This is a genomic window from Pseudomonas sp. 203-8 (assembly GCF_020708595.1).
GTDB lineage: Bacteria > Pseudomonadota > Gammaproteobacteria > Pseudomonadales > Pseudomonadaceae > Pseudomonas > Pseudomonas aeruginosa.
The window spans coordinates 333,598-359,783 of record NZ_JAJFDF010000004.1 but is presented as its reverse complement, the minus strand read 5'-3'; the positions used below and the strand labels follow the sequence as shown (position 1 = coordinate 359,783).

26 protein-coding genes are annotated in these 26,186 nt (G+C 68.3%); 13 read left to right on the top strand and 13 right to left on the bottom strand.

Annotated features, from left to right (window positions below; all coding sequences use genetic code 11):
• The first annotated feature begins 9 nt into the window (after positions 1-9).
• From thpR to LJF27_RS11560, 3 genes are all read left to right on the top strand, one after another.
• The gene (gene thpR, locus LJF27_RS11570) at positions 10-558 is read left to right on the top strand and encodes an RNA 2',3'-cyclic phosphodiesterase (protein WP_023116983.1); all 549 of its coding nucleotides are present in this window, start codon (positions 10-12) and stop codon (positions 556-558) included.
• Between the two features lie 195 nt (positions 559-753).
• The gene (lipA, locus tag LJF27_RS11565; RefSeq protein ID WP_003090955.1) at positions 754-1,689 is read left to right on the top strand and encodes a triacylglycerol lipase; all 936 of its coding nucleotides are present in this window, start codon (positions 754-756) and stop codon (positions 1,687-1,689) included.
• Between the two features lie 49 nt (positions 1,690-1,738).
• Positions 1,739-2,761, top strand: coding sequence for a lipase secretion chaperone (locus LJF27_RS11560; protein WP_003452388.1), 1,023 nt, complete (start codon positions 1,739-1,741; stop codon positions 2,759-2,761).
• Positions 2,762-2,927: 166 nt separating this feature from the next.
• Here the strand turns inward: LJF27_RS11560 and LJF27_RS11555 are convergent, their stop codons facing one another.
• Both LJF27_RS11555 and LJF27_RS11550 read right to left on the bottom strand, forming a co-directional pair.
• Positions 2,928-3,362 (bottom strand): DoxX family protein, encoded by a 435-nt coding sequence (locus LJF27_RS11555; RefSeq protein ID WP_003090958.1) that lies wholly within the window; start codon positions 3,360-3,362, stop codon positions 2,928-2,930.
• A 98-nt stretch (positions 3,363-3,460) separates the two neighbouring features.
• Positions 3,461-4,891: a transglycosylase SLT domain-containing protein gene (locus LJF27_RS11550; protein ID WP_003114749.1), complete on the bottom strand. Its 1,431-nt coding sequence runs from the start codon at positions 4,889-4,891 to the stop codon at positions 3,461-3,463.
• A 246-nt stretch (positions 4,892-5,137) separates the two neighbouring features.
• Between LJF27_RS11550 and LJF27_RS11545 the strand changes: the two genes are divergently transcribed.
• The 5 genes from LJF27_RS11545 (at position 5,138) to LJF27_RS11525 (ending at position 10,199) form a co-directional block, all read left to right on the top strand.
• Positions 5,138-5,941 carry a TatD family hydrolase gene (locus LJF27_RS11545; RefSeq protein ID WP_009876725.1) on the top strand — a complete coding sequence of 268 codons (804 nt, stop codon included), beginning with the start codon at positions 5,138-5,140 and terminating at the stop codon, positions 5,939-5,941.
• A 138-nt stretch (positions 5,942-6,079) separates the two neighbouring features.
• Positions 6,080-7,552, top strand: a complete 1,473-nt coding sequence (locus LJF27_RS11540) for a methyl-accepting chemotaxis protein (protein ID WP_003110283.1) — start codon at positions 6,080-6,082, stop codon at positions 7,550-7,552.
• Positions 7,553-7,677: 125 nt separating this feature from the next.
• Entirely contained in the window at positions 7,678-8,037 is a 360-nt protein-coding gene (locus LJF27_RS11535; protein WP_023116984.1) for an Mpo1-like protein, read from the top strand.
• Between the two features lie 86 nt (positions 8,038-8,123).
• The gene (locus LJF27_RS11530) at positions 8,124-8,612 is read left to right on the top strand and encodes a hypothetical protein (RefSeq protein ID WP_003119860.1); all 489 of its coding nucleotides are present in this window, start codon (positions 8,124-8,126) and stop codon (positions 8,610-8,612) included.
• Positions 8,613-8,621: 9 nt separating this feature from the next.
• Complete coding sequence (locus tag LJF27_RS11525; protein ID WP_003101679.1) at positions 8,622-10,199, top strand: GGDEF domain-containing protein; 1,578 nt, start codon at positions 8,622-8,624, stop codon at positions 10,197-10,199.
• A gap of 8 nt (positions 10,200-10,207) precedes the next feature.
• Here the strand turns inward: LJF27_RS11525 and LJF27_RS11520 are convergent, their stop codons facing one another.
• The 7 genes from LJF27_RS11520 to LJF27_RS11490 all read right to left on the bottom strand — a co-directional run bounded on the left by LJF27_RS11520 (position 10,208) and on the right by LJF27_RS11490 (position 17,662).
• The gene (locus tag LJF27_RS11520) at positions 10,208-11,005 is read right to left on the bottom strand and encodes an acyl-CoA thioesterase (protein WP_003090970.1); all 798 of its coding nucleotides are present in this window, start codon (positions 11,003-11,005) and stop codon (positions 10,208-10,210) included.
• Between the two features lie 80 nt (positions 11,006-11,085).
• A complete protein-coding gene (locus LJF27_RS11515; protein WP_003114744.1) occupies positions 11,086-11,856 on the bottom strand; it encodes a CHAD domain-containing protein in 771 nt (256 codons plus the stop codon).
• Positions 11,853-13,859: a protein-glutamine gamma-glutamyltransferase TgpA gene (gene tgpA, locus LJF27_RS11510; protein WP_003122520.1), complete on the bottom strand. Its 2,007-nt coding sequence runs from the start codon at positions 13,857-13,859 to the stop codon at positions 11,853-11,855. Before tgpA ends, LJF27_RS11515 begins: the two co-directional genes overlap by 4 nt.
• Positions 13,856-14,809, bottom strand: coding sequence for a DUF58 domain-containing protein (locus LJF27_RS11505; RefSeq protein ID WP_023116985.1), 954 nt, complete (start codon positions 14,807-14,809; stop codon positions 13,856-13,858). Before LJF27_RS11505 ends, tgpA begins: the two co-directional genes overlap by 4 nt.
• Positions 14,809-15,726 (bottom strand): AAA family ATPase, encoded by a 918-nt coding sequence (locus LJF27_RS11500; RefSeq protein ID WP_003090974.1) that lies wholly within the window; start codon positions 15,724-15,726, stop codon positions 14,809-14,811. The genes LJF27_RS11505 and LJF27_RS11500 overlap by 1 nt, the downstream gene beginning before the upstream one ends.
• Before the next feature lie 247 nt (positions 15,727-15,973).
• Entirely contained in the window at positions 15,974-16,672 is a 699-nt protein-coding gene (gene pyrF / locus LJF27_RS11495; protein ID WP_003090975.1) for an orotidine-5'-phosphate decarboxylase, read from the bottom strand.
• A gap of 96 nt (positions 16,673-16,768) precedes the next feature.
• On the bottom strand, positions 16,769-17,662 hold the full coding sequence (locus tag LJF27_RS11490; protein WP_003101696.1) for a LysR family transcriptional regulator: 894 nt from the start codon (positions 17,660-17,662) through the stop codon (positions 16,769-16,771).
• Between the two features lie 45 nt (positions 17,663-17,707).
• Here LJF27_RS11490 and LJF27_RS11485 point away from each other — a divergent pair, with 45 nt between their 5' ends.
• On the top strand, positions 17,708-18,349 hold the full coding sequence (locus LJF27_RS11485) for a DUF924 family protein (protein WP_004344575.1): 642 nt from the start codon (positions 17,708-17,710) through the stop codon (positions 18,347-18,349).
• Between the two features lie 22 nt (positions 18,350-18,371).
• Here LJF27_RS11485 and LJF27_RS11480 read toward each other — a convergent pair whose 3' ends face one another.
• Entirely contained in the window at positions 18,372-19,262 is an 891-nt protein-coding gene (locus tag LJF27_RS11480) for a LysR family transcriptional regulator (protein ID WP_003117638.1), read from the bottom strand.
• Between the two features lie 91 nt (positions 19,263-19,353).
• Between LJF27_RS11480 and LJF27_RS11475 the strand changes: the two genes are divergently transcribed.
• Positions 19,354-19,824 (top strand): multidrug/biocide efflux PACE transporter, encoded by a 471-nt coding sequence (locus tag LJF27_RS11475; RefSeq protein WP_003117639.1) that lies wholly within the window; start codon positions 19,354-19,356, stop codon positions 19,822-19,824.
• Between the two features lie 8 nt (positions 19,825-19,832).
• Here the strand turns inward: LJF27_RS11475 and LJF27_RS11470 are convergent, their stop codons facing one another.
• Both LJF27_RS11470 and LJF27_RS11465 read right to left on the bottom strand, forming a co-directional pair.
• The gene (locus LJF27_RS11470) at positions 19,833-20,744 is read right to left on the bottom strand and encodes a response regulator (RefSeq protein WP_003090981.1); all 912 of its coding nucleotides are present in this window, start codon (positions 20,742-20,744) and stop codon (positions 19,833-19,835) included.
• Position 20,745: 1 nt separating this feature from the next.
• Positions 20,746-22,047 carry a sensor histidine kinase gene (locus LJF27_RS11465; protein WP_023115247.1) on the bottom strand — a complete coding sequence of 434 codons (1,302 nt, stop codon included), beginning with the start codon at positions 22,045-22,047 and terminating at the stop codon, positions 20,746-20,748.
• 236 nt (positions 22,048-22,283) lie between these two features.
• On the opposite strand from LJF27_RS11465, the gene LJF27_RS11460 reads away from it, so the two are divergent.
• Together LJF27_RS11460 and LJF27_RS11455 are read left to right on the top strand one after the other, a co-directional pair.
• Positions 22,284-22,451, top strand: coding sequence for a DUF2897 family protein (locus tag LJF27_RS11460; RefSeq protein WP_003090984.1), 168 nt, complete (start codon positions 22,284-22,286; stop codon positions 22,449-22,451).
• 232 nt (positions 22,452-22,683) lie between these two features.
• Positions 22,684-23,448 (top strand): CPBP family intramembrane glutamic endopeptidase, encoded by a 765-nt coding sequence (locus tag LJF27_RS11455; protein WP_003090986.1) that lies wholly within the window; start codon positions 22,684-22,686, stop codon positions 23,446-23,448.
• Here the strand turns inward: LJF27_RS11455 and atuR are convergent, their stop codons facing one another.
• The gene (gene atuR, locus LJF27_RS11450) at positions 23,449-24,072 is read right to left on the bottom strand and encodes an atu genes transcriptional repressor AtuR (RefSeq protein WP_003117641.1); all 624 of its coding nucleotides are present in this window, start codon (positions 24,070-24,072) and stop codon (positions 23,449-23,451) included. It abuts the gene before it with no gap.
• A gap of 253 nt (positions 24,073-24,325) precedes the next feature.
• Between atuR and LJF27_RS11445 the strand changes: the two genes are divergently transcribed.
• Positions 24,326-26,128: an acyclic terpene utilization AtuA family protein gene (locus LJF27_RS11445; RefSeq protein ID WP_003117642.1), complete on the top strand. Its 1,803-nt coding sequence runs from the start codon at positions 24,326-24,328 to the stop codon at positions 26,126-26,128.
• Positions 26,129-26,186 lie beyond the last annotated feature (58 nt).

The following is a 26,186-nucleotide window of genomic DNA, read 5'->3' as shown; positions in this document are numbered from 1 at the left end:
GAGGCGCCCATGCCCGATCGCTCTCTTCGCCTGTTCTTCGCCCTGCCCTGTCCACCTCCCCTCGCCGAGCGGGTCGGCCGGTGGCGCGATGGCCGGCCACTGCCCGGACGCCAGGTGGCGACGGCGAACCTGCACCTGACCCTGGCCTTCCTCGGGCAGGTCCCGTCCGCTCGGCTCGAGGCCCTGCTGGACATGGCCGCGGCCATCGAGGCCGCGCCCTTCGACCTGTGTCTCGACCGCCTGCTGCGCTGGAGGAACGGCATCCTGCTGCTGGCACCCAGCCAACCGCCCGGCGCCCTCCTGCGCCTGCGCCGTGCCCTGCGCTCCGGCCTTGCCGAACTGGAGCTGCCCGTGGAAACCCGCCCATTCAGCGCCCATCTGACCCTGGCTCGCGATGCCGCGCCGCTGGAGGACGCCCCGCTACCCCCAACCTTCGTATGGCAGGTCGACCATTTCAGCCTGTTTTGCTCGCAAAACGACGCCGCGGGCGTGCGCTACCGCACACTCGGTCGCTGGGCGTTGTGCGGGGAAGATTCAAACGAGCGTTTCGCGCCGTAACAACCCGCCTCTTCCGCTCTGCCACGCAGGTTATGACCGGCCGCCAGGAAGCCGCGGATTTCCTGGCCTGGAGGAAAAAAGCCGAAGCTGGCACGGTTCCTGCGCAAGGGACAGCGAAGCGGTTCTCCCGGAAGGATTCGGGCGATGGCTGGCAGGACGCGCCCCTCGGCCCCATCAACCTGAGATGAGAACAACATGAAGAAGAAGTCTCTGCTCCCCCTCGGCCTGGCCATCGGCCTCGCCTCTCTCGCTGCCAGCCCGCTGATCCAGGCCAGCACCTACACCCAGACCAAATACCCCATCGTGCTGGCCCACGGCATGCTCGGCTTCGACAACATCCTCGGGGTCGACTACTGGTTCGGCATTCCCAGCGCCTTGCGCCGTGACGGTGCCCAGGTCTACGTCACCGAAGTCAGCCAGTTGGACACCTCGGAAGTCCGCGGCGAGCAGTTGCTGCAACAGGTGGAGGAAATCGTCGCCCTCAGCGGCCAGCCCAAGGTCAACCTGATCGGCCACAGCCACGGCGGGCCGACCATCCGCTACGTCGCCGCCGTACGTCCCGACCTGATCGCTTCCGCCACCAGCGTCGGCGCCCCGCACAAGGGTTCGGACACCGCCGACTTCCTGCGCCAGATCCCACCGGGTTCGGCCGGCGAGGCAGTCCTCTCCGGGCTGGTCAACAGCCTCGGCGCGCTGATCAGCTTCCTTTCCAGCGGCAGCACCGGTACGCAGAATTCACTGGGCTCGCTGGAGTCGCTGAACAGCGAGGGGGCCGCGCGCTTCAACGCCAAGTACCCGCAGGGCATCCCCACCTCGGCCTGCGGCGAAGGCGCCTACAAGGTCAACGGCGTGAGCTATTACTCCTGGAGCGGTTCCTCGCCGCTGACCAACTTCCTCGATCCGAGCGACGCCTTCCTCGGCGCCTCGTCGCTGACCTTCAAGAACGGCACCGCCAACGACGGCCTGGTCGGCACCTGCAGTTCACACCTGGGCATGGTGATCCGCGACAACTACCGGATGAACCACCTGGACGAGGTGAACCAGGTCTTCGGCCTCACCAGCCTGTTCGAGACCAGCCCGGTCAGCGTCTACCGCCAGCACGCCAACCGCCTGAAGAACGCCAGCCTGTAGGACCCCGGCCGGGGCCTCGGCCCCGGCCCTTTCCCGGAAGCCCCCTCGCGTGAAGAAAATCCTCCTGCTGATTCCACTGGCGTTCGCCGCCAGCCTGGCCTGGTTCGTCTGGCTGGAACCTTCCCCCGCCCCCGAGACGGCGCCCCCGGCCAGCCCGCAGGCGGGCGCAGACCGCGCCCCGCCAGCAGCCTCCGCGGGAGAAGCGGTGCCGGCCCCCCAGGTCATGCCGGCCAAGGTCGCGCCGCTGCCAACCTCCTTCAGGGGCACCAGCGTCGATGGCAGTTTCAGTGTCGACGCCAGCGGCAACCTGCTGATCACCCGCGACATCCGCAACCTGTTCGACTACTTCCTCAGCGCCGTCGGCGAAGAGCCCCTGCAGCAAAGCCTGGACCGCCTGCGCGCCTACATCGCCGCCGAACTCCAGGAGCCGGCGCGCGGCCAGGCGTTGGCGCTGATGCAGCAATACATCGACTACAAGAAGGAACTGGTGCTGCTCGAACGCGACCTGCCGCGCCTGGCCGACCTCGACGCCCTGCGCCAGCGGGAAGCCGCGGTGAAAGCCCTGCGCGCGCGGATCTTCAGCAACGAAGCGCACGTGGCGTTCTTCGCCGACGAGGAAACCTACAACCAGTTCACCCTGGAGCGCCTGGCGATCCGCCAGGACGGCAAGCTCAGCGCCGAGGAAAAGGCCGCCGCCATCGACCGCCTGCGCGCCAGCCTGCCGGAAGACCAGCAGGAAAGCGTGCTGCCGCAACTGCAAAGCGAACTGCAGCAGCAGACCGCCGCCCTCCAGGCCGCTGGCGCCGGCCCGGAAGCCATCCGCCAGATGCGTCAGCAACTGGTGGGCGCCGAAGCCACCACCCGCCTGGAGCAACTCGATCGGCAACGCTCGGCCTGGAAGGGCCGGCTGGACGACTATTTCGCCGAGAAGAGCCGGATCGAAGGCAATGCCGGGCTGAGCGAAGCCGACCGCCGCGCGGCGGTCGAACGCCTGGCCGAGGAGCGCTTCAGCGAACAGGAACGCTTGCGCCTGGGCGCGCTGGAACAGATGCGCCAGGCCGAGCAGCGCTGACCGGCACGGAAACGCCGAGAACGCGGCGAAGGGCGCTTCGGCGGATAACGCTACCCTCAGGGGTGCAGCCCTGGCGTGGCCGGCGAGGCGGAAACCTGTGCTGCGCGCCGCAACGAAAAAGGGCGGCCACCCGAAGGTGTCCGCCCTTTTTCGTCGCCAGCCCGGTTCAGCGGGACAGCTTGCCGTCCAGCGAGAACTTGCCGGCGCCATCGATCAGCAGCGCCACGCTGATCATCAGCAGGGTCAGGGCATATTCATAGCCGTTGTCGGTGATGAAGAAGCCATTGCCGATGTGCACGCTGAAGATCGCCACGATCATGGTGAAGCCCACCACCACCGACGCCGGACGCACCAGCAGGCCGATCACCAGCGCCAGGCCGCCGAAGAACTCGGCGCTGCCGGCCAGGGTCGCCAGCAGGTAGCCAGGGGTCAGGCCGATGGATTCGAACCACTGCGCCATGCCGTTCAGGCCGGCGCCGCCGAACATGCCGAAGAGCTTTTGCGAACCGTGGGACATCAGGGTAAGACCGGTGACGATACGCAGGATGGCCAGGCCGGCACCGGCGTTGGTCGACAGGATGGTCTTGATCAGTGGATTCATGGTGCGTCCTCAGGTGTGGGATAAGATGGGCACACTATAGGCAAGATAATTCGATATTAAAACCGTAAAAAACGCGTTATCAATATCGAATTTATAGATTATTTTTGAGCCGTCGCCGTCTTCGCACGCACCCCGGGCTCCAGGCGAACCCGTTCGCGCTCATATGCAAGGTAGTACTTGTTGACGCTGCTGACATAACTCACCACACCCATGCCTATCTCTTCCGCAGCCACCCGCTCGACCTGGAAGAACCAGCGATTCGGATCGAGCCCCCGGCGACGCGCCTGGGTGCGCAGGTTCTGTACCCGCTCCGGCCCCATGTTGTAGGCCGCCAGGGTGAACGCCAGGCGCTCGCGTTCGTCGAGGTGCTTGCTGGAGAAGAACTGCTTGCGGATCTTGGTCAGGTAGCGACTGGCGGCCAGCACGTTGCTGTCCTTGTCGTGCACATTGCCGACCCCGACGCTGCGCGCCGCCGCCGGGGTGATCTGCATCAGCCCGCTGGCGCCGCCGGAACCGCGCGCCTTCGGGTTCAGGTGCGACTCCTTGTAGGCCACCGCCGCCAGCGCCAGCCAGTCCATGCTGCTCTGCCGCGCGTAGCGCTGCAGCAGTGGACGGACCGCTTCCAGGCGCTTGCGGTCCGCCGCGCCGAGGGGGTTGCGGACCTTGTAGGCGCGCCGGTAGACGCGCTGGAAAGCCACGTCCTGGTCGGCCGGCGCGCGGTAGTCGGCGAGGAAGCGGTCGATGGTCGCGCGCAGGGTGCTGGCATCGCGGCGCACGTACCAGGCCATGTCGGCGCGATTGTCCAGCACCAGGTGGCGGTCGACGCGCAGCTTCGGCAGCACCTTGGCCCAGCGTTCGGCGATGGGCTGCTCGACCACGGTGAAGCCGAGGATGCCTGCCTGGACCATTTCCATCACATCCTCGACGGCCAGGGAAGCGTCCAGCTTTTCGATCCGGATCGGTGCCATGCGGCGTTGCGCCAGGCGCTGGTTGACCAGTTCGATGGCGCCCTCGGCGGCGCTGCCGGCCGGCAGCGGGATGGTCCGCCCGGACAACTGCTCCAGGCGCGTGTAGCGCCGGTTGCCCTTGCGCGCCACCAGCACCAGCGGCACATCGGCGCGCACCGGCGCGCTCGGGCTGACCTGCAGGCCGTCGTGCGCCGGCAGCAGTTCGCCGGGGGCGACCAGGTCGCCTTCGCCACGCTGCAGGGCGGCAAGCAACTGGTCCTTGGGCTTGGGTATGAGCTTGAGGGTGAGGTTCCGCGCGGACGGCGAACGGCTGTTGAGGTATTGCTCGAAGGCGCGCAGGCGACGGTACTCGACGCCGATCGGCTCGCCCTTCACCTCGCCCGAGCTGTTGCGGCTCTGGTTGACCAGCACCTTGAGCACGCCAGCGCGGCGGATGCTCGCCAGGTCGCGGGTCTCCGGCTGTTCCCTGTGCCAGTTGTCCGGCTGGCCGGTGATGCGCGCAGCCGCCGGCAAGGGTGCGAGCACCAGCAGGCAAAGCGAAAGCAGCAACAGACGCGTCATCCAGGTCTCCAGAGGCCAGGCTCGATGTCCCTCTCCGGGGGACCGGATCAATCAGAGCATGGCAGTCTTGGCAAGTTCCTCTCCGACAGCGGCTGCAAACGGAGGCATTGGGTAGATAATCCGGGCGCCGAAGAACCCGATCTGCGATTATAACGGATTGTTCTACAAGCGGTTTGCCACCCATCTCCCGGCGGGTCCGGCGCGATCGAGGGGGCGCCGCCTCGCTGCGAACTCCAGGAAGGCACCATGCAACTCATCGATATCGGCGTCAATCTGACCCACGCCAGCTTCGCCCCGGAACGTGAAGCACTGCTCGCCCGCGCGCGCGCCGCCGGGGTGGTACAGATGGTGATCACCGGCACCAGCCTGGCCGACAGCGAACAGGCGCTGCAGCTCTGCGGCGAACTCGACGAGGGCGGCCGGCTGTTTACCACCGCCGGCGTCCACCCCCACGAGGCCAGCCACTGGAACGCCGACACCGCTCGCGGCCTGCGCGCCCTGTTCGACGACCCGCGGGTACGCGCGGTGGGCGAATGCGGCCTCGACTTCAATCGCGACTTCTCTCCCCGTCCGGCCCAGGAAAAGGCCCTCGAGGAACAACTGGCACTGGCCGTCGAGCTACAGCGTCCGGTGTTCCTCCACGAACGCGACGCCAGCGAGCGCCTGCTGGCGATCCTGCGCGACTTCCGCGATCGCCTGCCGGCCGCCGTCGTACATTGTTTCACCGGCGAGCGCCGGGCGCTGTATGGCTACCTCGACCTCGACCTGCACATCGGCATCACCGGCTGGATCAACGACGAGCGCCGCGGCACCCACCTGCATGATCTGGTAGGCGAGATCCCGGTCGGCCGTCTCATGCTGGAAAGCGACGCGCCCTACCTGCTGCCGCGCAGCCTGCGGCCGAAGCCGAAGAACGGGCGCAACGAGCCGGCCTACCTGGTCGAGGTGCTCGACTGCGTGGCCCGCCATCGCGGCGAGAGCTCAGAGCGCCTGGCCGCTCACACCAGCGCCGCGGCGCGGGCGTTCTTCGGCCTGCCGACGATCGACTGAGATCGCCCTCAAGCTCCCGGCGGATCGGCCGCTAAGCTGACGAACGGTCTCGTTGACCCGCATCAACGATTGCCCCTTACTCAGCTTTCAAGATAATGGCGCCTTGCCATTAGCTTGCCGATAAGAAGAAATCCCCCTATGGGCACCTGGATCAGCGACATTCCACTGAAATACAAGTTCTGGGCCGTCAACGCGGTGGCCTTCTTCACCACCCTGCTGCTGGTGTTGTTCGCCATGCAGCAGGAAGCCGCCGGGCGCAACGCTTCCGCCCAGCGCGCCGCCGCCGCCGAGGGCGAGCTGGTTCAGAGCTGGCCAGCCGGCAGCGCCCTGCCCGCCCGCAGCAACCTGCTGCCGCTGGAACAGGCCGCGAGCCTGGGCGGCACCGCTGCCCAGGCGCTGGGCAAGGGGCAGGGTTGGATCGAGTTGTCCGGCGCGCGCCAGGGCGATACCCCGCTGCTCGGCGCCTGGGTCGGCCAGACCGGCTCCGGCCAGCGCTTCGCCGTGCTCGCCCCGGCCAGCGACCTGTGGCAGGTCTTCGCCGACCGGGCCGGCGCCTACGCCGTCGCCGTGCTGGTGCTGATGCTGGCGCTGCTGGCGGCCTCGCAACTGCTGATCCGCTTCATCCTCACCCACCTGCATACCCTCAAGGACGTGATGCTGCACGTCGAGAAGAGCGGCGACCTGTCCGCTCGCGTACCGCTGCAGGGACGCGACGAAGTCGGCCAGATGGCCAGTGCCTTCAACGCCATGCAGGCCGGCTACCAGCGCATCGTCGGCACCGTCGCCGCGGCCGCTACCAAGCTCGACGAAGGCGCCCAGGCGCTGGCCCGCAGCATGGGCCAGGTACGCCAGGGCATGCTCGGCCAGCAGAGCGAGACCGACCAGACCGCCACCGCGATCAACGAGATGTCCACCACGGTCTTCCATATCGCCCAGCACGCCGCCGACACCCGTGACCAGTCGCAGGAAGCCGACCGCCTGGCCGGCGCCGGCCAGCAGGCGGTGAGCCGGGTCAGCGCGTCGATCGCCGGGTTGTCCCAGGGCGTCCAGGACACCGCCGAGATGATCCAGAAGCTGGCCGAGGACAGCCAGAAGATCAGCGGCGTGGTCAACGTGATCCACGGCATCGCCGAACAGACCAACCTGCTTGCCCTCAACGCCGCCATCGAGGCCGCGCGGGCCGGGGAAATGGGCCGCGGCTTCGCCGTGGTGGCCGATGAGGTGCGCAACCTCGCCCGTCGCGTGCAGGACTCCACCGACGAGATCACCCAGATGATCCTCGCCCTGCAGTCGGGTACCCGCGACGCCGTGGAGTTCATGCAGGAAAGCTCGCTCAAGGCCGACGGTTGCGTCAGCCAGGCCGGCGACGCCGGCGAGGCGCTGGCGGCGATCGCCAACGCGGTGGCGCAGATGCGTGAAAGCAACACGCAGATCGCCGTCGCCGCGGAACAGCAGAGCCAGGTCGCGGAAGAGATGACCCGTTCGGTGGTGGGCATCCGCGACGTCACCGAACTCACCGTGCAGCAGACCGTCGAGTCGGCGGCCACCAGTCAGCAACTGGTCGACCTGGCGGGCGATCTGACCCGCGCCATCGGCCAGCTACGCCTCTGATCCGCAGGCGCACCTGCCTATCGCCCGGATAGGCAGGAATCATTCGCCGCGCTGCCGCACCCCGCCTAGACTCGACGACATGCAAGGATCCGCCCCGCGGGTCGCCGTCACGGAGTACCGAGAACATGGGCAAACGTCATCCCAACCTGCTCGCCTGGCAATGGCGCGGCTATGCCGCCAACCACCGCAACCCGACCAACCTGGTCCTGCACCTGATCGCCGTGCCGCTGTTCATCGTCGCTGCGATCCTGCTGCTCGGCGGCCTGTTCGGCCTGGACCTGCTGCAGGTGGTGCTCGGTGTCATCGGCATCGGCGCCGGCCTGGCGATCCAGGCCAAGGGACACGCGCTGGAGGAACAGGCACCCGAGCCATTCAGCGATCGGCGCGACGCTGTCAGTCGCCTGCTCGTCGAGCAGTTCGTCACCTTCCCCCGCTTCGTCCTCAGCGGCACCTGGTGGCGGGCTTGGCGCGAACGGCATAAGTGACAGTTCGTCCGGGATTTTGCACAGCCCTTCAGTTTTAGCGCGACGCTGCCGATATAATCGACGGAATCCTGTCGTGGACCGACAACATGCCGTCAACGCGTCAATTAATCGTCTTTCTCTGTTGCCTGGGGCTGCCTCTTGCCCAGGCCGCGGAGCCCGTGCCGCTGGGCGGACGTCCGATCGTCACCCTGCAGCGGTCCGGCGACGCTCCCGTACGGCTGACCCTGTCCGACCTCGAAGCCCTGCCCAGCGAGACCCTGGAAGCCCAGCTCCCCGGCGAGGCCAACGCCCGCTGGCAAGGCGTGCGCCTCAGCCTGTTGCTGCGCCACCTGGACCTGGCGCCGCCCACGCGCCTGCGCGTGCTGGCGCTGAACGACTACTCGGCGATCATCCCGTACAGCGACCTCGACAGCTACCAGCCCATCCTCGCCTATCGCCGCAACGGCGCCTACATGGCGATCCGCGAACGCGGACCGCTTTTCATCATCTACCCGATGGCCCGCTATCCTGAGTTGAGAAACCAGGTCTACTACAACCGTACCGTCTGGCAGGTCAGCTCCATCACTCTTGAGTAAGTAACGGACATGACTGTGCCGCTGCTCGATCCGACAAAGCTGCGCCGGCAACGCCAGATCATGGGGCTGTTGCTCGGCCTGGTGCTGCTCATGGCGCTGATCGCCGGGGCTGCGCTGTGGCTGGCGGTGCGCCAGGCCCAGCAACTGGCCCAGCCGAACCTGCACAACGAGCTGTGGCAGACCTACTCGCTGCGCGCCGAACTGGATCGCACGCTGGACGCCGCGCGGCACACCGAGAGCGGCGAAGGCCAAGCCGACGACCTGGCGATCCGTCTCGAAGTCCTCGCCAGCCTGATCGCGCCGCTGCGCCGCCAGTCGTTGTTCAGGCATCTCGCCGAACCGCGTCCGGAGGTACAGGCCACCCTGCAACGCCTGATCGAGCTCAGCGATCGCTGGTCGAACCAGGCCCCCTGGGGCGATCCCGTCGCCGCGCGCCGCCTGGCCGCGGAGATCGTCCAGCAGGTTCCGCCCTTGCTCGAACCGACCCACCAGATCGTCGTCGCCAGCAACATCGCCCTGACCAACCAGTTGGACGTCGACCGCAAGCGCCTGCACCGGGCGTTCTACGCGTTGTTCTGGGCGCTGCTCGGGATCGGTGCCGGCGGTGCCCTGCTGGTGCTGCGCCTGGTCACCGACTTCAAACGCGCACAGCAACTGGCCGGGCATCTGATCGAGCTTAACGCCACCCTGGAGAAACGCGTCGGCGAGCGCACCCGCCAGCTCAGCGAAGGCAAGGCGCTGCTGCATTTCATCCTCGAGGCCAGCCCGAGCGACGTGGTCCTGCTCAGCGCCTGCGGCGCCAGCATCCATTACGTCAGCCCACGCCTGCTCAAGCGCCTGGGTTGCCAGGCCCAGGACGACTTCAACCTGCCCCGGCTGTTCGCCAGCACCAGCGAATACAGCCGCCTGCAGAACGCCCTGGAGGCGCGCGGCCAGGTGGATGGCTGGGAAGCCCAGCTATGCGGGGAAACGCCTTGCTGGGCGGTGATCTGCGCGCGCCACCTGGAAATCGACGGCGAGCCGGCGACCCTGATCTGGTGCTACGACATCAGCCGGCGCAAGGCCATGGAGCAGGAACTGCGCCTGCTGGCCAGCACCGATACCCTGACCGGCCTGCACAACCGCCACTCGTTCCTGCACCAGGCGGAACTCATGCTCAAGGCCGCCGAACGCTTCCGCCACCCCTGCGTGGCGCTGATGCTGGACATCGACCACTTCAAGAACATCAACGACAGCCACGGCCACCTGACCGGCGACCGCGCCCTGCAACGTGTCGCCGAGACCCTGCGCCAGGGCCTGCGCGAGGTGGACCTGCTCGGTCGCCTGGGCGGCGAGGAATTCGCCGCGCTGCTTCCAGAGGTCAGCCTGGACCAGGCGCTGGACGTCGCCGAACGGCTGCGCGCCGGCGTCGAGGCGCTACGGGTGAGCAATCCCGACGGCGAACCGCTGCGGATGACCGTGAGCATCGGCGTCGCCCTGCGCAGGGACGCCGGGGACGACCTGGAAAGCCTGCTGGTGCGCGCCGACAGCGCGCTCTACCAGGCCAAGAGCGGCGGGCGCAACCGCACCGAGTACGCGCCCGCCTGACATGCGCCTCAGCCGAACACCGTGACCATCTGCCGGCTGATCGCCAGCAACTGGCCGTCGGCGCTCCACATCCGCGCCGCCACGTGACCGTAGCCGTCGCGCGCCTCCTCGATCTCCGCCAGGTAACGGCACCAGTCGCCGCTGCCCTGCTGCGGCAGCGGCTGGAGGAACTCGGCGGTCCAGGTCAGCGAGCTGGCCATCGCCGGGGTGCCCAGGTGCGGCAACAGCGCCGGCGGCCAGGAGTCGAGCAGCGCCAGCAGGTGGGAAACCTCCATGGGCTCTCCCTCGGGTTCGTCGCGGAAACGCATCCAGCCGCCCATCTGGCGCGACTTGTTCGAAGAGAACGGCAGGCCGCCCACTGCCCAGCGCATGGCGATGTAGCGAGTGAACTCCGGGGTCACGTTACGGATATAGGGCAGCTCCTGGCTCTCTTCGGGGCCCTTCATCCCGGCCGCCGGCAACGCTTCCACCGCCACCGCCGACGCGCGGGCGACGCCGAAACTGGCCTGGACCAGCGTCACCACCTGCTCGCCCTGACGGACCTCGACCTGTACCTGGCTCACCGCCTTGCCCTCGCGCAACAACCGGGCGCTGAAGCTCGCCGGCTGCTCGGGGGCCAGCGGTCCGACGAAGCTGACGCCAATGGAGCGCAACGGACGCCCCGCCTCGACCACCGCAAGCATGGCCTCGTAGGCCAACGCCACCACCAGGCCACCGAAGGTGGCGCGGCCCTGGCCCCAACTGGCCGGTACTACCACCGAGGAAGGGTCGCGGCGGACCGCCTGGATCAATTCGGAAAAATTCATGTGTGCCTCGCGAGGGGATTCGAGGGCCCATCTTAGGCGAGGCGATCCTTGGGAAAAAGCCGATCGGAATACCGGCGGCCTCAGTGCCCGGCAAGCGCCTGCTGCAATGTCGACAGGGCCCGTCCGGCACGCTCCCGGGCCAGTTCGAAGCGTGCCGTCCAGACCTCGCGCACGGGCGCCAGGTCCGGCTCGCGCTGGCATCGCAACAGCCACTGTTCGAGGTCGTGCCAATCGCCCAGCGCCGACTGGGCCGCCTTGAGCGGCGCCAGCAGCGAGCCGGGAATGCTGCAATCGTGCGGATAGGCCTCCAGCCCGTAGCGCACGCGCTTGATCCGCAGCCGTAGCGGGTGCCAGTGCTCGTAGGTGGTGTCCGCCAGCTCGGCGCGCAGGGTCTTCCATTGCCGGCGCAGGCGCTTGCGCACCCGGCCGTGCAGGCCATCCAGCACGGCATGCCGCTGGGCCGTACGCAACAGGGCCGGCCAGACGTCCAGGCAAAGCTGCAGGCGGTGCAGCGGCTGGCTGGCGAGAACCGCCACGTAGCCGGACTCCAGCACCGGCCGGCGCACCGCCAGCGCATCCCGCAGCCCTTCGGCGGCGAGCGCCGGCAGCAGCACCTCCAGGTCGCGGATCGGCCCGCTGAGCCGCCCGACCTCGGCGGCGGCATGCTCCAGCTCCTCGACGCCGGGGACTCCGCGGATCGGCCGCAGCAGGCTGCGCAGACGGCGCAGGGCGATGCGCAGGTCGTGCAGTGCCTCGCCATCCGTGCGCGCCTCCAGGCGGGCGACCGCCGACATCAACGCCACCTGCTGGCCGATCACCTCGGCCAGCAGTTCATCGATGAACCCCGTCATGCCTGCTCCTCTCCCCGGCCATCCCGCGTGGGCGTGCGCACCAGGCGCCAGGGCAGCGCCCGGCGCAATGCGCGCAGACGCAACCCTGGATCATCGGCACCGCCGTGTCCATAGCGTTGCGCTTCGAACGCGCCGACGAAGGCCGCGATGGCTGGCGCCTGCGCCGGCAGGACGCGGGCGGCGCGCTCGCCGTAGGAGCGTAGCCCTTCGCCGGGGGAACGGCGCAGGCCATGCATCTCCAGCAGGCGTTCGAAGCGGCGCAGTTGGCGGCTGCGCAGATCGTCACGGCCTTGCCAGGGCTTGAGCAGGAACAGCGCGAGCAGACCGACCGACAATATCGCCGCGGCACCGAGCAACAGGCCCAGTCGGGTCGGATCGAGCCCGCCGAACCAGCGCTGCAGGAAGGCGCCCTGCTGCTCACCCTGGTAGGCCAGGACCCAGCGTTGCCAGCCGTAGTTCAGGCTGTCCCAGGCCAGACGCATGTCGTTGAGCCAGGGCAGGCCACGGTAGCGCAACGGCGACAGCGGCGCGTCGGCGAGGTACTCGCTGTCCCCGGCCAGGGCCTGCTCCAGCCCCTGTTCGATCCGTTCGGGCGCCACCTGGTAGGTCGGGTCGACGCTCAGCCAGCCCTGCTCCGGCTGCCAATACTCGACCCAGGCGTGGGCGTCGAACTGATGCACCAGCAGGTAGTTGCCCGCCGGATTCAGCTCGCCGCCCTGGTAACCGGCCACCACTCGCGCAGGAATGCCCGCGGCGCGCAGGACGAAAGCCATCGCCCCGGCGTAATGCGCGCAGAAGCCGCTGCGCGTGTCGAACAGGAAATCGTCCACCCCGTCGGCGCCGGTCGCTGGCGGTTTCAGGGTGTAGGCGAAGGGCTCGTGGTTGAAGCGCTGCAACAGGGCCGCGACCAGCGCCTGCGGTTGCGCATGGGCCTGGCGCAACTCGTCGGCCAGCGCTCGCGCGCGCGGATTGCCGTGCATCGGCAACTGCAGGTTGCGCCAGCGCGTGCGCGGATCGATGCTGGACTCGCGCAGCGCCTGTGGCCAGGAACTGACTCGGTAGAACAGACGTTGCTCGACCGGCTGCCGCCGCTGCAGGTGGAAATCGCTCATCAGGCGCGTGTCGGTCTGGTCGGTCTGCGCCACGTCGAGGGCGAACAGCCAGGGCTGCGAACTGGGCTGCATGATCACGTCGTAGCGCAGCTCGGGGCCACGCTTCTGCCAGTGCAGAGCATCCTCGCCCGGCCATTGCGGCGCCTGAGCCCAACGTCGTCCGTCGAAACGCTCCATGGTCAAGGCGCGCCAGTAGAGCTGCTCGCGCGGCGGCGGTGCGCCCTCGAAGCGGACCCGGAACGCCAGTTCGGCGGAGCGCCCAAGCTCGGCGATATCCCCTGGCGCCATGCTCTCCGAGAGTCCGGTGACCCCCTTGTTGCCGGGCATCGGCAACGACCACAGCGGCCCCAGGCGGGGGAAGAACAGGAACAGCAGGAGCATCAGCGGCAGCGCCTGCAGCAACAGCCCGCCGGCCAGCCGCAGGGTCGGCCAGGGCCGGCTGGCGAAAGCGCTCTGCTGCAAGCCGATCAGCGCCGCCAGCAACGCGGTCACCGGCAGCAGGCTGTACAGCGCGGCGAGGAAACCGTCGTCGAACAGGTAGCCCACCACCACTGCGAAGAAACCGAGGAACACCAGTACCAGCGCATCGCGGCGGGTCTTCATTTCCACCAGCTTGAGGATGAACGCGGCGATCAGCAGCACCGCCCCCGCGTCCAGGCCCACCAGGCTGCCGCGCGACAACCAGACCCCGGCCCCGGCGAGCAGCGCCAGGGCCAGCTTGACCCAGGCGCGCGGATAGCCGGCACGCATGCGGAAGACCTGCACCCGCCAGGCCGCGCAACCGAGCCACATGGCCGCGATCCACAGCGGCATGTAGGCCAGGTGCGGCAGGATCACCAGTACCTGCGCCACCAGCAGCCAGACCAGCGCGACCCGCGGAATCGCGTTCATCGCGCCGCTCCGAACAACGCTAGCGCACGCAGGCAGGCCTCGCGCTGGGCCTCGCCGCTGGCCGGTTGCAGGCGTGTGCCGGGCAGCGCCAGGCCATAGGGCTGCTGCCGCGCGGAGAGTTCCAGGACTGCATGGCACAAGCGGCCCAGGCGACTTTCGAGATCCCCGCCGAGGCGCTCGAATTCCAGCCACAAGTCTTCCCCACCGAGCGCGGCGAAGTCCTTCACCAGCAGCCCCTGGCCACGGGAAAACGCCTTCCAATGCAGGCGCCGCCGCGAGTCGCCCGGCTGGTAGGCGCGCAGTCCCTGGTAGTCGTCGACGCCCGCGCTCGCCAGCGCGCGCCCCTGGTCCTCGGCATCCTCCGCGCCCGGCGCGAGGAACGGCTCGCCGGCCTGCGGCCGAGGGTAGACCAGCGCCTGCTGGCGCAGGTCGACCCAGCTCCAGGCCACCAGCAGGCCGAGGGGAAAGCGACTCTCCACCCGCAGGCGCCCCGGCCGCAGCCAGCCGCGTCGCTCGGTCGGGTGGAACAGCAGCACCTCGGCAGCCGCGTCGCCTGCCAGGTCGGCGTATTCCAGCGGCCGCTCCGGCCAGCCGACGGCGATGGCCTGGCGCGCCCGCCGCGGGCTTTCCAGGCGCACCCGGAAACCGGCGCGCTCGCCGGCGAACACCGGGTCCGCTCCCAACACGGTGAGGCGCAGGCCGGCAAGGTTGCGATAGGTATGGAGGATGGTCACCACGCCCAGGGACAGCAGCAGGAAGGTCAACCCGTAGGCCAGGCTGTTCTGGTAGTTGATCGCCGCCAGCAGCATCACCAGCAGCGCCAGGCCGAAAGCGCCGCCCTGGCGGGTCGGCAGGATGAATACGCGGCGCTGGTTCAGCTCGACGCTGCTCGCCGGCGGTATCCGCCGGTTCAGCCAGCGCTGCCAGCGCGGCCAGTTGCGCAGGCGCATCAGAGCGCCGGGACTTCGCGCAACAGCCATTGCACCAGCGCGCCGCCACCGTGCCCGGTGGGGTCCGCCTGGTCGCGCAGGCGATGCCCGGCGACCGCCGGCAACACCGCCTGGACGTCTTCCGGAATCACATAGTCGCGTCCCGCCAGCAGCGCCCAGGCACGCGCCGCGGCGAGCAACGCCAGGCTACCGCGCGGCGACAGGCCGAGGGCGAAGGCCGGCTGCGTGCGGGTCGCTTCGACCAGGCGCAGCACGTAGTCCACCAGCGCATCGCTGGCGCGGACCTTCGGCACTTCGGCCTGGAAAGCGGCCAGCGCCGCGTGGTCGAGCAAGGGTTCCAGGCGCGGCAGCAGATCGCGCCGGGCTTCGCCGAGCAACAGCGAGCGTTCCGCCGCGCGTCCGGGGTAGCCCAGCGACAGGCGCATCAGGAAGCGATCCAGCTGCGATTCCGGCAGGGAGAAGGTGCCGCCCTGGCTGGCCGGGTTCTGCGTGGCGATGACGAAGAACGGTTCCGGCAAGGGCCGGGTGGCGCCCTCGATGGTCACCTGGCCTTCTTCCATCGCCTCGAGCAAGGCGCTCTGGCTTTTCGGCGTGGCGCGGTTGATCTCGTCGGCAAGCACCAGTTCGGCGAAGATCGGCCCGGGATGGAAGACGAATTGCCCGCTGTCCTTGTCGAACACCGAGGTACCGAGGATATCGCCCGGCAGCAGGTCCGAGGTGAACTGGATGCGCTGGAAACTGAGCCCGAGCACCCGCGCCAGGGCATGGCTGAGGGTGGTCTTGCCCATCCCCGGCAGGTCTTCGATCAACAGGTGCCCACGGGCCAGCAGGCAGGCCAGGGCCAGGCGCACCTGGCGGTCCTTGCCCAGGAGAATCTCATCGACCGCCTTCAGGCAGGCTTCCAGGGTGTTCAGCATCCCGACCTCGCGTTTCCGGGGAAAACAGCGATCCTACTGGCCTGGGGCCAGCCGGCAAGGCACTTGCAATTTTTCCTCACGAAACTGTGAAACCGTTGCCACCGGTACTTGCCGGAGTGCCCGCTACAAGCCTAGACGCTGGGGAGGGACAGGCGCCCCCCTGGGCGCCGGCGCGGATGATGCCTGCGCCAGTCCGGCTCGACACGGCGCGCGACGGTCGCCGACGGCAGGCGTGGGGGAAGCCGCCTCAGCCCAGTTCGGCGACGATCGCCGCCAGCGCCTTGGCCGGGTCGGCGGCCTGGCTGATCGGCCGGCCGATCACCAGGTAATCGGAGCCGGCGTCCAGGGCCTGGCGCGGGGTGAGGATGCGCCGCTGGTCGTCCTGGGCGCTGCCGGCCGGGCGGATGCCCGGCGTGACCAGTTGCAGGCCCGGATGGGCGGCCTTCAGCGCCGGCGCTTCCTGGGCCGAGCAGACCAGGCCGTCCATGCCGGCCTTCTGCGCCAGGGCGGCGAGGCGCAACACCTGCTCCTGGGGCTCGATGTCGAGGCCGATGCCCGCCAGGTCCTCGCGCTCCATGCTGGTCAACACGGTCACGCCGATGAGCAACGGCCTGGGCCCGCTGAAGGCCTCCAGCGTCTCGCGGCAGGCGGCCATCATGCGCAGGCCGCCGGAGCAGTGCACGTTGACCATCCACACGCCCATCTCGGCGGCGGCCTTCACCGCCATCGCCGTGGTGTTCGGGATGTCGTGGAATTTCAGGTCGAGGAACACCTCGAAGCCCTTGCCACGCAAGGTCTCGACTATACCCGCGGCACAACTGGTGAAGAGTTCCTTGCCGACCTTCACCCGGCACAGTTTCGGGTCCAGCTGATCGGCCAGCGCCAGGGCGGCCTCACGGGTGGGGAAATCCAGGGCGACGATGATGGGGGACTGGCAGGCGGACATGGGCTCTCTCGCGGCGAATCGAAAACGGCGCGCATTGTCGCAGAATCCGGCCGTTTGCCGTAGCCCGGAACGCGCCGGGGAGATGAACGTCGTGGACTAGAGGCGGGCGCGGAGCAGTTGCTCCAGCCAGTCGACGAATGCCCTGACCCGCCGCGACAGATGCCGCCGGTGCGGATACAGGGCGTACGCCGGCATCGCTTCGGCCCGCCACTGCGGCAGCACCTCGCGCAGCTCGCCGCGTTGGAGGTGCTCGCGCACGTCGTAGGCAGGGATCTGGATCAGGCCCAGTCCGGACAGGCAGCAGGCGATGTAGCTTTCCGCGTTGTTCACCGTGACCCGGCTGCGCAACGCGCGGGTCAGGGTGCGCCCATCCTCGCGGTACTCCCAGGGCAACACCCGGCCGCTGCTGGGCGAGGCATAGTTGACCGCCCAGTGCCGGTCGAGGTCGGCTGGCGTCCGTGGCTCGCCATGCTCTTCCAGGTAGGCGGGACTGGCGCAATTGATCAGTTGCATCTCGCCGAGGCGTCGCGCCACCAGGCTGCTGTTGCCCAACTGGCCGACCCGCAGGACGCAGTCGACGCCCTCCTGCACCAGGTCCACCGAACGGTCGCTGGAGCCCAGTTCCAGTTCGATGTCCGGATGCTGGCGGAAGAATTCCGGCAGCGCCGGGGCGATCAGCAGTCGCGCCACCCGGCTCGGCACGTCGACCTTGAGCCGGCCGCTGGCGCGGCTGCCGTCGTGGAACAGGCTCTCCAGCTCCTCCATGTCTTCCAGCAGGTGGCGGCAACGCTCCAGCACCACGCTGCCGTCGTGGGTCAGCTGGACCTGCCGGGTGGTGCGATGCAGCAGCCGGCTGCCGAGTTGCGCTTCGAGCTGCTGGACCGCCGCCGAGACCGTCGCCCGCGGCATGTCCAGCAGGTCCGCGGCCTTGGTGAAGCTGCCGGTTTCGGCAACGCGCAGGAACACGCGCATGCTGTCCAGACGATCCATGGGCAGGCCCCTTCTCTCTATTCGGGATGGCTGGACAGTCTATCCATGCCACCTACGTTTATCCAAAGAACCCGGACCAATAGCCTGGAGTCCCTACTCTCCTTCCTGGATCCGCAGATGCCCCATGCAGCGCTTTTGCTTCCTCCCAGCGCGTCCCCGCTGCCGGAAGTGGTCGGTTTCTGGCGCGATGCCGGCCCTACCCTCTGGTTCGCCAGGAACGCCGATTTCGACCGGCGCTTCCGCGAGCGCTTCGCCCACCTCTACGAGCTTGCCTGCGCCAACGCGCTGCGCCCGGCTGCCGATGAAGCCGAGGACCATCTCGGCCTGCTGTTGCTGCTCGACCAGTACCCGCGCAACGCCTTCCGTGGAACCCCGCGCATGTACGCCAGCGACGCCCAAGCGCGGCGCTGGGCGGAGCGGGCTCTGGGACAAGGCCTCGACCGCCAGGTCGGGGACGCGCTGCGGCTGTTCTTCTACCTGCCGTTCGCCCATGCCGAGAACCTTGCCGACCAGGATCGCTCGGTAACGCTGAACCACGGACTCGGCCAGCCCTTCCTCGCCCACGCTCGTGAGCATCGCGAGATCATCCGCCGCTTCGGGCGCTTTCCCCATCGCAATCCGATCCTCGGTCGCCCGTCCAGCGCCGAGGAACTCGCCTTCCTCGCCGCCGGCGGCTTCGCCGGCTGAACCGGGGCTCAGCCGGCCCTCCCTAGATAGGCAGGTCGCGATCCAGCAAGCGGTCCAGCAACCAGTTGGCCGCCGGTCCCAACGGCCGCTGCCGCGACCAGACCACGTCCACCGCCTGGCTGCGCGGCCAGCCGGACACCGGCAACTCCTTCAGCCGTCCGTTGGCGTAGCCGCTGACCAGCCAGCGCGGCAGCTCGGCCCAACCGAAGCCGTGGGTGGCCATTTCCAGCAGCAACAGGTAGTTGGGCGCCGACCAGCAGCGCCCGCCGCTGGACGGCAGGCCGTCGCTGATCGCCGCGCCGGTCTCGCTATAGGTGTTCAGGCGCAGCAGACGCCATTCGGAAAGGTCGCGCTCGCTGACCCGCTCCAGACCCGCCAGCGGATGGTCGACGGCGGCGAACAGGCCGAACTCGGCACGCTCGGCGACCGCCGCCACGCCCAGCTCCGGCGGGTAGTGCGGCTGCGCGGCGAGCAGGCCGAGGGTGGCGCGGCCGCGGCTGACCTGGGCGATCACGTCCTGGTCCTCGGCGATCAGGCATTCGAACTCCAGCTCAGGGTAACGCTCGTCCAGTTCGGCCAGGCGCGCCTCGTAGCGCGCCGAATGGTAGGTGTCGGATAGCGCCAGGGTCACCCGTGGCTCCGAGCCGCCGGCGAGCAGCGCGGCGACCCGGCGCAGGCGGTCGGATGCGCCGAGGACCTCCTCGACCCGTCCCAGCAGGGTGCGTCCGGCCTCGGTCAGTTGCGGCTGGCGGCCACTGCGATCGAAGAGTTCCAGGCCGAGGTCGATCTCCAGCCGGGCAATGGCCTCGCTGACGGTCGACTGGCTCTTGCCCAGCTTGCGCGCGGCGGCGCTGAAGGAGCCGAGGGAAACGGCCTGGACGAAGGCCTCGAGGGATTCGGGCGACAAATGCATATCGGTTTTTCCGATGGTATCCAACTTAACCCTATCCCAAAGACCGATGACAATACAGCCCGACTTCAACGACGAACCGGGAGCGTTCGCCATGACCCACACCCACACCGCCCTCGACAAGACTCTCAAGGAGCGGATCTTCCACGCCCTGGCCTTCGAGGGCCTGGCCGTCCTCCTCACCGCGCCGGTGCTGTCGCTGGTGATGAACAAGCCCCTGGCGCACATGGGTGCGCTGACGCTGATGTTCTCCACCGTGGCGATGCTCTGGAACATGCTCTTCAACAGCCTCTTCGACCGCGCCCAGCGGCGCATGGGCTTCCAGCGCACCCTGCTGGTCCGGGTGCTGCATGCGATGCTCTTCGAGCTGGGCCTGATCGTGGTGCTGGTACCGCTGGCCGCCTGGTGGCTGTCGATCGGACTGGTCGAGGCGTTCCTCCTCGACATGGGCCTGATCCTGTTCTTCCTGCCCTACACCATGGCCTTCAACTGGAGCTACGACGTCCTCCGCGCACGCCTGGTGGAAAGCCGCCAGGCCAAGGCCGCCGGTTGCGACGCCGGCTAGGCCGGCGTTCAGGCCGTCAGCCGCTCGCGCAGGCGGCCGAGCATGCCGAGCAGGCTGCCGACCCGTTCCTTCTCGCGCTCGTCGCGCGGCACCTCGGCCAGCCGGTCGACCTCCGGCAGGCTTCGCCCGCGCCACAGCAAGGCCTGCTCGGCGGCCGCCTTCAGGCCTTTCTCGAACAATCCCCTGCGGATCGGCTTGGGCAGGTAGCGGAATATCTGCGCCTGGTTGATCAGTTCGAGCAGGGCCTGGGTGTCGCGGAACGGCGTAACCACCAGGCTGAGCAGGCGCGGATGGGCCTGGGCCAGGGATTTCAGCAGCGGCGCGGTATGCTCCCCGGCCAGCTTCAGGTCGCTGACCAGCACCTCCACCGGTTCGGTGTTCAGCCACACCAGCGCCTCGGCCAGGTTGCGCGCGCGCAGCAGGCGATGCCCGCCGGCATGGCAGAAGGCCCCGACGCAGTCCAGGGTTTCCGGGTCGTCGTCGAGCAGCAGCACGCTCAGCGGCGCCGCCAGCGTGGCCGCGGGCGGCGCCGGCAGGCCCTGGCGGCTGGCGATCTCCGCCGCCTGGCGCAGGGTGAAGGCCATTTCCTGGGGATTCCAGGGCTTGGTCAGGTAGCGGAAGATGCCACCGTCGTTGAGCGCGTCGACGGCGGCATCGAGGTCGGAATAGCCGGTGAGGAGAATCCGCAGGGTCTCCGGATAGCGCTCGCGAGCCTGCGCCAGCAGTTCGGCGCCGCTCATCTGCGGCATGCGCTGGTCGCTGACCAGCACCTGTATCCGTTCCGTCTTCAGGCGCTCCAGGGCGCGCCGCGGGTCGCTCTCGGTGAGCACCTCGTAATGGCGGCGGAACTGCATGGCCAGGCTGCGCAGGATGCGCTCCTCGTCATCGACGAAGAGAATGCGGACGGGAGATGGGCTCATGTCAGGCGCTCCGTTTCAGTTCGCGGGCCTGCTCTCGCGGCAGGCTGATGAGGAAGCGGGTTCCGCGGCCCGGTTCGGAGGCCACGCGGATGGTCCCGCCATGTTGCTGGATGATCTTGTAGCTGATCGACAGGCCGAGCCCGGTGCCCTGCCCCACCGGCTTGGTGGTGAAGAACGGGTCGAAGATCCGGCCGAGGACCTCGGCGGGCATGCCCTTGCCGTTGTCCTGCACGGAGAGGAACACCTGGCGCTCGTCGGCCCAGCTCTTCAGCAGGATGCGGCCGAAACGCTCCATGGCCTGCGCGGCGTTGGTCAGCAGGTTCAGCAGCACCTGGTTGATCTGCGACGGCGCGCAGGCGATAAGCGGCAGCTCGCCGAGCTGGCTGCTGATCTCGGCCTTGTCCTTGATGGCGGTGCGGGCGATCAGCACGGCGTTGCGCACGCAGTCGTTGAGGTCGACCTCCTCGCTGAAGGCGCGGTCCAGGCGGGCGAAGTCCTTGAGCCCGGAAACCAGCTCGCCGATCTGGCCGAGGCCGTAGCGGGTATCGACGAACAACTGCCGCAGGTCCTCGCGCAACTGTTCGACGGCGGCTTCACGGCGCACCGCGTCGGCCGCCTGCAGCACCTGCGCCAGGCGCGCTTCGTCGCACTGCGGGTCGCCCAGGCAGTCGACCAGCGCCGCCTGGGCATCGGCCAGGCGCAACAAGGGATCGCTCAGCTCCTCCAGCAGCGCCAGGTTGTTGCCGACGTAGCCGAGCGGCGTGTTCAGCTCGTGTGCGACCCCGGCCACCATCTGCCCGAGCGAAGCCATCTTTTCCGACTGCACCAGTTGCGCCTGGGACTCCTTGAGGTCCACCAGCGCTTTGCGCAGCACCCGGTTGCGCTGGGCGATGCGCGCCTCCATGGCCTTCAGCAGGTCGAGCACGGTGCCCAGGCCACGGTAGCGGCCCTCTTCGTCGACCAGGGCGAAGTCCTCGGTGATCGGATACTGCAGGCGACCGGTGACCTGCTGCGCCGCCTCTTCCAGGCTGGCGCCGAGGGAGACGCTGAGGGGCGCCCGGTTCATGACGTCGCGCACCGGATGGCGGCCCCAGAGGTCGCGGCCGAAACGCTGCATGAAGATGTCCTGGAGGGTGTAGCGGCTGACCAGGCCGAGGACCCGGCGCTCGTCGTCGACCACCGGCAGCGAGAGGAAGGCACGGTGCTCCGGCATCAGCAGGCGGTCGGCGACGTCGCTGATGCTCATCGCCGGAGTCAGGGGTTCCACCGGGCGCAACAGACGGGACAACGCGCTCGGAGACATCGGCAACCTCTCGCTGGCAGGCCCGGACGGGGCAATGAAGGGATACCCGCCAGTTAAGCAATGTCAGATTGCCAACATGTGACAGGCATCACGCCGGCCAGGCTCAGCGTTTTCTCCGCCCGCAACTTCCGAGCGCCGCCGGGAGTCTCAACCACAGGGCCTCGCGCCGGAGCGTTGTCTGACAGAAAGGCAAACCCGGCGTATGGTGAACATTCATATCGATGAGGGAGAACAACATGCCCTGGTACGCCTGGTTGATCATCGTCCTCGCCCTGGGCTCCATCGTCGGCGGACTCCTGCTGCTGCGCGACTCGGCGAAGAAGCTGCCGTTGAGCGAGGAACAGCTCAAACGCATCCATGAACGCAACGCCGAGCTGGACGCGCAGGAGGCGAAGGACCGCTGAACCTATTGGCCTGCCGGCGGGTCACTAGGTCTCGTAGGAAAACCCCGGCGGGCGAAAAACCGGCGAGGCGAAGGCTCGCGGGGCGGAGTCATGCGGGCCGCGCGTGGTTTTTCCTGCGCAACCTGGGGTTCGTTCCCCGTGTGTTTCCCTCTGGCAGAAGGTTCGTTCCTTGCGCTTTTCCCATCCGCGGGTCGAAATGCCTTTAGAATCCCTCCTTTAAACGGGAGGCTGCATGCTCGGGCGTCTGATACCGCTTCTACCCATTCTGTTCCTGCTCGGGGGCTTCTTCACCGGGCACATCGCGCTGCTGACGGCGGTCATCGTCCTGCTCTACATCATCTGGGTGACCTACGCCGAGCGCTGGCTGCCGACCCTGCTCTGGTGGCCGGTGAGCCTCGCCGCCAGCGCCCTGATCGCCATCCACTACCTGCCCGGCTTCATTCCCCTGCGCCTGTTCCCCTGGGACCTTGCCAGCGCCAGCCCGCCGATCCAGATGATCTGGCTGCCCTGGGACAAGGCCCTGGTCGCCCTTACCCTGCTCGCCTGGTGGCTACGCCGGCCGAAGCAGCCGCTGGTGTCGCTGGATATCACCGCGCTGGCCTTCTGCCTGACCTTCTTCGTGGTGCCGCTGCTGTCGATCATGACCAATGCCGCGAGCTGGCAGCCGAAGTGGCCGGATGCCTTCTGGTGGTGGCTGGTACTGAACGTCGGGGTGGTCTCGCTGGCCGAGGAGGCTTTCTTCCGCGGCCTGCTGCAAAGCCAGTTGATCCGCTGGTTCGGCGCCTGGCCGGGAATCATCGTCGCGACCCTCGCCTACGCCGCGCTGCACCTGCTGGTGAACCCGGTGTATGCGCTACTGGCCGGGATCGCCGGGCTGGGCTACGGCATGGTCCTGCACTTCAGCGGGCGGCTGTCGCTGGCGGTGCTGCTGCACGCCTCGATCAACACCCTGCACTTCCTCCTGCTGAGCTACCCGTTCCGCCTGATCTCCGAGTGATCAGGCGTCCTTGATCACCAGCGCCAGGGCCTCCTCGGCGAGCTGGTCGAGACTCATCGGTCCTTCCGGACGGAACCAGGTGGTGGTCCAGGACAGCGCGCCGGTGAGGAAGCGCCGCAGGATGAACGGATCGCCCTGGCAGTAGCCGGCCAGCCGCGCCTCCCCCAGCACGTCCAGCCACATCTGCTCGTAGATGTCGCGCAGGCCGAGGATGTACGCCTGGCCTTCGGCGGACAGCGAGCGCCACTCGTAGACCAGCACCGCCATCGCCTCGCCGGTACCGCCCATGATCGATTGCAGCTCGCAGCGGATCAGTCCCAGCACCCGCTCGCGCAGGTCCTCGGCGTCGGCCAGGGCGGCGCGCATCAGCGCGGTGTTGTAGAGGATGGTCTCTTCCATCACCGAGCGCAGGATCTCGTCCTTGCTCTTGAAGTGATGGAAGATGCTGCCCGACTGGATGCCCACCGCGCTGGCCAGGTCGCGCACCGTGGTGCGTTCGTAGCCTTTGCTGCGGAACAGGTGGGCGGCGGTCTGCAGCAGCTTGCCGCGGGCGCTTTCCGGATCGGTGAGCTGTCCGGTAGCCACCAGCTCCAGCATCACTTCCCGGGCTTTCTGATCGTCCAACGCTGAGTACCCCTTTTCCGGATCGTCGGCGGCTCGGTGCCGCTCATCCGCGCGCCCGGCCGCTCCGTATTTGCCGACCGGCCTCGGGATTGCCCCGCAAGTGCTTGTCGGCATTCATGAAATGTATGCCTGCGAAGACGACCGAGCAAGCGCTTGGGTAACAGCCGAGAACGGATTTGTTTCCGCCCTCTTCTCAACCAAGCGCTTGCTTGGTAATGTCGCCCCACACTTCCGCCGTCACGGGTCAAGAACAATGCAAAAGACCGTACGCATCGGCTGCGCCTCGGCCTTCTGGGGCGACACCTGCACCGCGGCCGCCCAGTTGGTGCGCGGCGCGCCGCTGGACTACCTGGTGTTCGACTACCTGGCCGAGATCACCATGTCGATCATGGCCGGCGCCCGCCTGAAACAGCCGGACGCCGGCTACGCCACCGACTTCGTCGAGGTCCTCGCACCACTGCTGGGCGAGATCGCCGAGAAGAAGATCCGCGTCATCAGCAACGCTGGCGGGATCAATCCGCAGGCCTGTGCCGCCGCCCTCGCCGCGGCCTGCGAGAAGGCCGGGGTGCAGCTGAAGATCGCCGTGCTCCATGGCGACAACCTGCAAGCGCGCCAGGCCGAACTGGCCAAGGCCGGCATCCGCGAGATGTTCAGCGACGCGCCTTTCCCGCCGATGTGCGTCTCGCTCAACGCCTACCTCGGCGCGCCGGGCATCGTCGAGGCCCTGCGCCTGGACGCGGATATCGTGATCACCGGCCGGGTGGTCGACAGCGCGGTGGTCAGCGCCGCCCTGGTGCACGAGTTCGGCTGGGCCTGGGACGACTACGACCGACTGGCCCAGGCAGCCCTCGCCGGGCACATCGTCGAATGCGGCGCGCAATGCACCGGCGGCAATTTCACCGACTGGGAGCAGGTGCCGGACTATGAGCACATCGGTTTCCCCATCGTCGAGGTCGAGGCCGACGGGCGCTTCGTGGTGACCAAGGCGCCCGGCACCGGTGGCCTGGTCAGCGAACTGAGCGTCGGCGAACAGATGCTCTACGAGATCGGCGACCCACGCGCCTACCTGCTGCCCGACGTGGTCTGCGACTTCACCGAGGTGCGCCTGCGCCAGGTCGGACCCGACCGGGTCGCGGTGGAAGGCGCGCGCGGCCTGCCGCCCACCGACCGGTACAAGGTCAGCGCCACCTATCCGGACGGTTTCCGCTGCACCGCCAGTTGCCTAATCGCCGGCATCGATGCGCTGAAGAAGGCCGAGCGGGTCAGCCAGGCGATCATCGCCAGGACCGAGGAAATCTTCGCCGAGCGCGGCTGGGAGCCCTACCGCGAGGTCAATGTCGAACTGCTCGGCAGCGAAGCCACCTATGGTCCCCATGGGCGACGGCAGGACAGCCGCGAAGTGGTGGTCAAGCTGGCCGTCCGGCATCCGCGCAAGGAAGCCCTGGTGCTGTTCTCCCGCGAGATCGCCCAGGCCGCCACCGGGATGGCGCCCGGCCTGACCGGCATCGTCGGCGGCCGGCCGACGGTGTATCCGGTGATCCGCCTGTTCTCTTTCCTGATCGACAAGGCGCAATGCGCGTTGAGCGTAGAGATCGACGGCCAGCGCCATCCGCTGGAACTGCCGGTCCTCGAAGCCTTCGACCCGGCACGATTGGCCGAGGCGCGCCAGCCGCCACGCCCGGAGCAGCCCGCCAGCGCCAGCGTGCCGCTGGTGAAGCTGGCGGTGGCGCGCTCCGGCGACAAAGGCAACCACAGCAACATCGGGGTCATGGCGCGGCGCCCGGAGTACCTGCCGTGGATCGCCGAGGCGCTGGAGGAAGGCGCGGTGGTGGACTGGATGCAGCATGTGCTCGACCCGCAGACCGGCCGGGTCGGCCGCTGGTACCTGCCGGGCAGCCACAGCCTGAACTTCCTGCTGGAGAACGCCCTCGGCGGCGGCGGCGTCGCCAGCCTGCGCATCGACCCGCAGGGCAAGGCCTTTGCCCAGCAGTTGCTGGAGTTCCCGGTGGCGGTGCCGCAGGCGCTCGCCGACGCGCTGGAAACGCAAGGCAGATAACCACAACCAGGAACGGCGAATGCGGCGTTCCGCTGCCCCTCTACGGGATTCATCGGAG

What these genes read in the sequence shown, in the direction of transcription:
- thpR (WP_023116983.1), top strand. Translation starts at nt 10, where the DNA reads ATGCCCGATCGCTCTCTTCGCCTGTTCTTCGCCCTGCCCTGTCCACCT.
- lipA (WP_003090955.1), top strand. Translation starts at nt 754, where the DNA reads ATGAAGAAGAAGTCTCTGCTCCCCCTCGGCCTGGCCATCGGCCTCGCC.
- LJF27_RS11555 (WP_003090958.1), bottom strand. Translation starts at nt 3,362, where the DNA reads ATGAATCCACTGATCAAGACCATCCTGTCGACCAACGCCGGTGCCGGC.
- LJF27_RS11550 (WP_003114749.1), bottom strand. Translation starts at nt 4,891, where the DNA reads ATGACGCGTCTGTTGCTGCTTTCGCTTTGCCTGCTGGTGCTCGCACCC.
- LJF27_RS11545 (WP_009876725.1), top strand. Translation starts at nt 5,138, where the DNA reads ATGCAACTCATCGATATCGGCGTCAATCTGACCCACGCCAGCTTCGCC.
- LJF27_RS11540 (WP_003110283.1), top strand. Translation starts at nt 6,080, where the DNA reads ATGGGCACCTGGATCAGCGACATTCCACTGAAATACAAGTTCTGGGCC.
- LJF27_RS11535 (WP_023116984.1), top strand. Translation starts at nt 7,678, where the DNA reads ATGGGCAAACGTCATCCCAACCTGCTCGCCTGGCAATGGCGCGGCTAT.
- LJF27_RS11530 (WP_003119860.1), top strand. Translation starts at nt 8,124, where the DNA reads ATGCCGTCAACGCGTCAATTAATCGTCTTTCTCTGTTGCCTGGGGCTG.
- LJF27_RS11525 (WP_003101679.1), top strand. Translation starts at nt 8,622, where the DNA reads ATGACTGTGCCGCTGCTCGATCCGACAAAGCTGCGCCGGCAACGCCAG.
- LJF27_RS11520 (WP_003090970.1), bottom strand. Translation starts at nt 11,005, where the DNA reads ATGAATTTTTCCGAATTGATCCAGGCGGTCCGCCGCGACCCTTCCTCG.
- LJF27_RS11515 (WP_003114744.1), bottom strand. Translation starts at nt 11,856, where the DNA reads ATGACGGGGTTCATCGATGAACTGCTGGCCGAGGTGATCGGCCAGCAG.
- tgpA (WP_003122520.1), bottom strand. Translation starts at nt 13,859, where the DNA reads ATGAACGCGATTCCGCGGGTCGCGCTGGTCTGGCTGCTGGTGGCGCAG.
- LJF27_RS11505 (WP_023116985.1), bottom strand. Translation starts at nt 14,809, where the DNA reads ATGCGCCTGCGCAACTGGCCGCGCTGGCAGCGCTGGCTGAACCGGCGG.
- LJF27_RS11500 (WP_003090974.1), bottom strand. Translation starts at nt 15,726, where the DNA reads ATGCTGAACACCCTGGAAGCCTGCCTGAAGGCGGTCGATGAGATTCTC.
- pyrF (WP_003090975.1), bottom strand. Translation starts at nt 16,672, where the DNA reads ATGTCCGCCTGCCAGTCCCCCATCATCGTCGCCCTGGATTTCCCCACC.
- LJF27_RS11490 (WP_003101696.1), bottom strand. Translation starts at nt 17,662, where the DNA reads ATGGATCGTCTGGACAGCATGCGCGTGTTCCTGCGCGTTGCCGAAACC.
- LJF27_RS11485 (WP_004344575.1), top strand. Translation starts at nt 17,708, where the DNA reads ATGCCACCTACGTTTATCCAAAGAACCCGGACCAATAGCCTGGAGTCC.
- LJF27_RS11480 (WP_003117638.1), bottom strand. Translation starts at nt 19,262, where the DNA reads ATGCATTTGTCGCCCGAATCCCTCGAGGCCTTCGTCCAGGCCGTTTCC.
- LJF27_RS11475 (WP_003117639.1), top strand. Translation starts at nt 19,354, where the DNA reads ATGACCCACACCCACACCGCCCTCGACAAGACTCTCAAGGAGCGGATC.
- LJF27_RS11470 (WP_003090981.1), bottom strand. Translation starts at nt 20,744, where the DNA reads ATGAGCCCATCTCCCGTCCGCATTCTCTTCGTCGATGACGAGGAGCGC.
- LJF27_RS11465 (WP_023115247.1), bottom strand. Translation starts at nt 22,047, where the DNA reads ATGTCTCCGAGCGCGTTGTCCCGTCTGTTGCGCCCGGTGGAACCCCTG.
- LJF27_RS11460 (WP_003090984.1), top strand. Translation starts at nt 22,284, where the DNA reads ATGCCCTGGTACGCCTGGTTGATCATCGTCCTCGCCCTGGGCTCCATC.
- LJF27_RS11455 (WP_003090986.1), top strand. Translation starts at nt 22,684, where the DNA reads ATGCTCGGGCGTCTGATACCGCTTCTACCCATTCTGTTCCTGCTCGGG.
- LJF27_RS11445 (WP_003117642.1), top strand. Translation starts at nt 24,326, where the DNA reads ATGCAAAAGACCGTACGCATCGGCTGCGCCTCGGCCTTCTGGGGCGAC.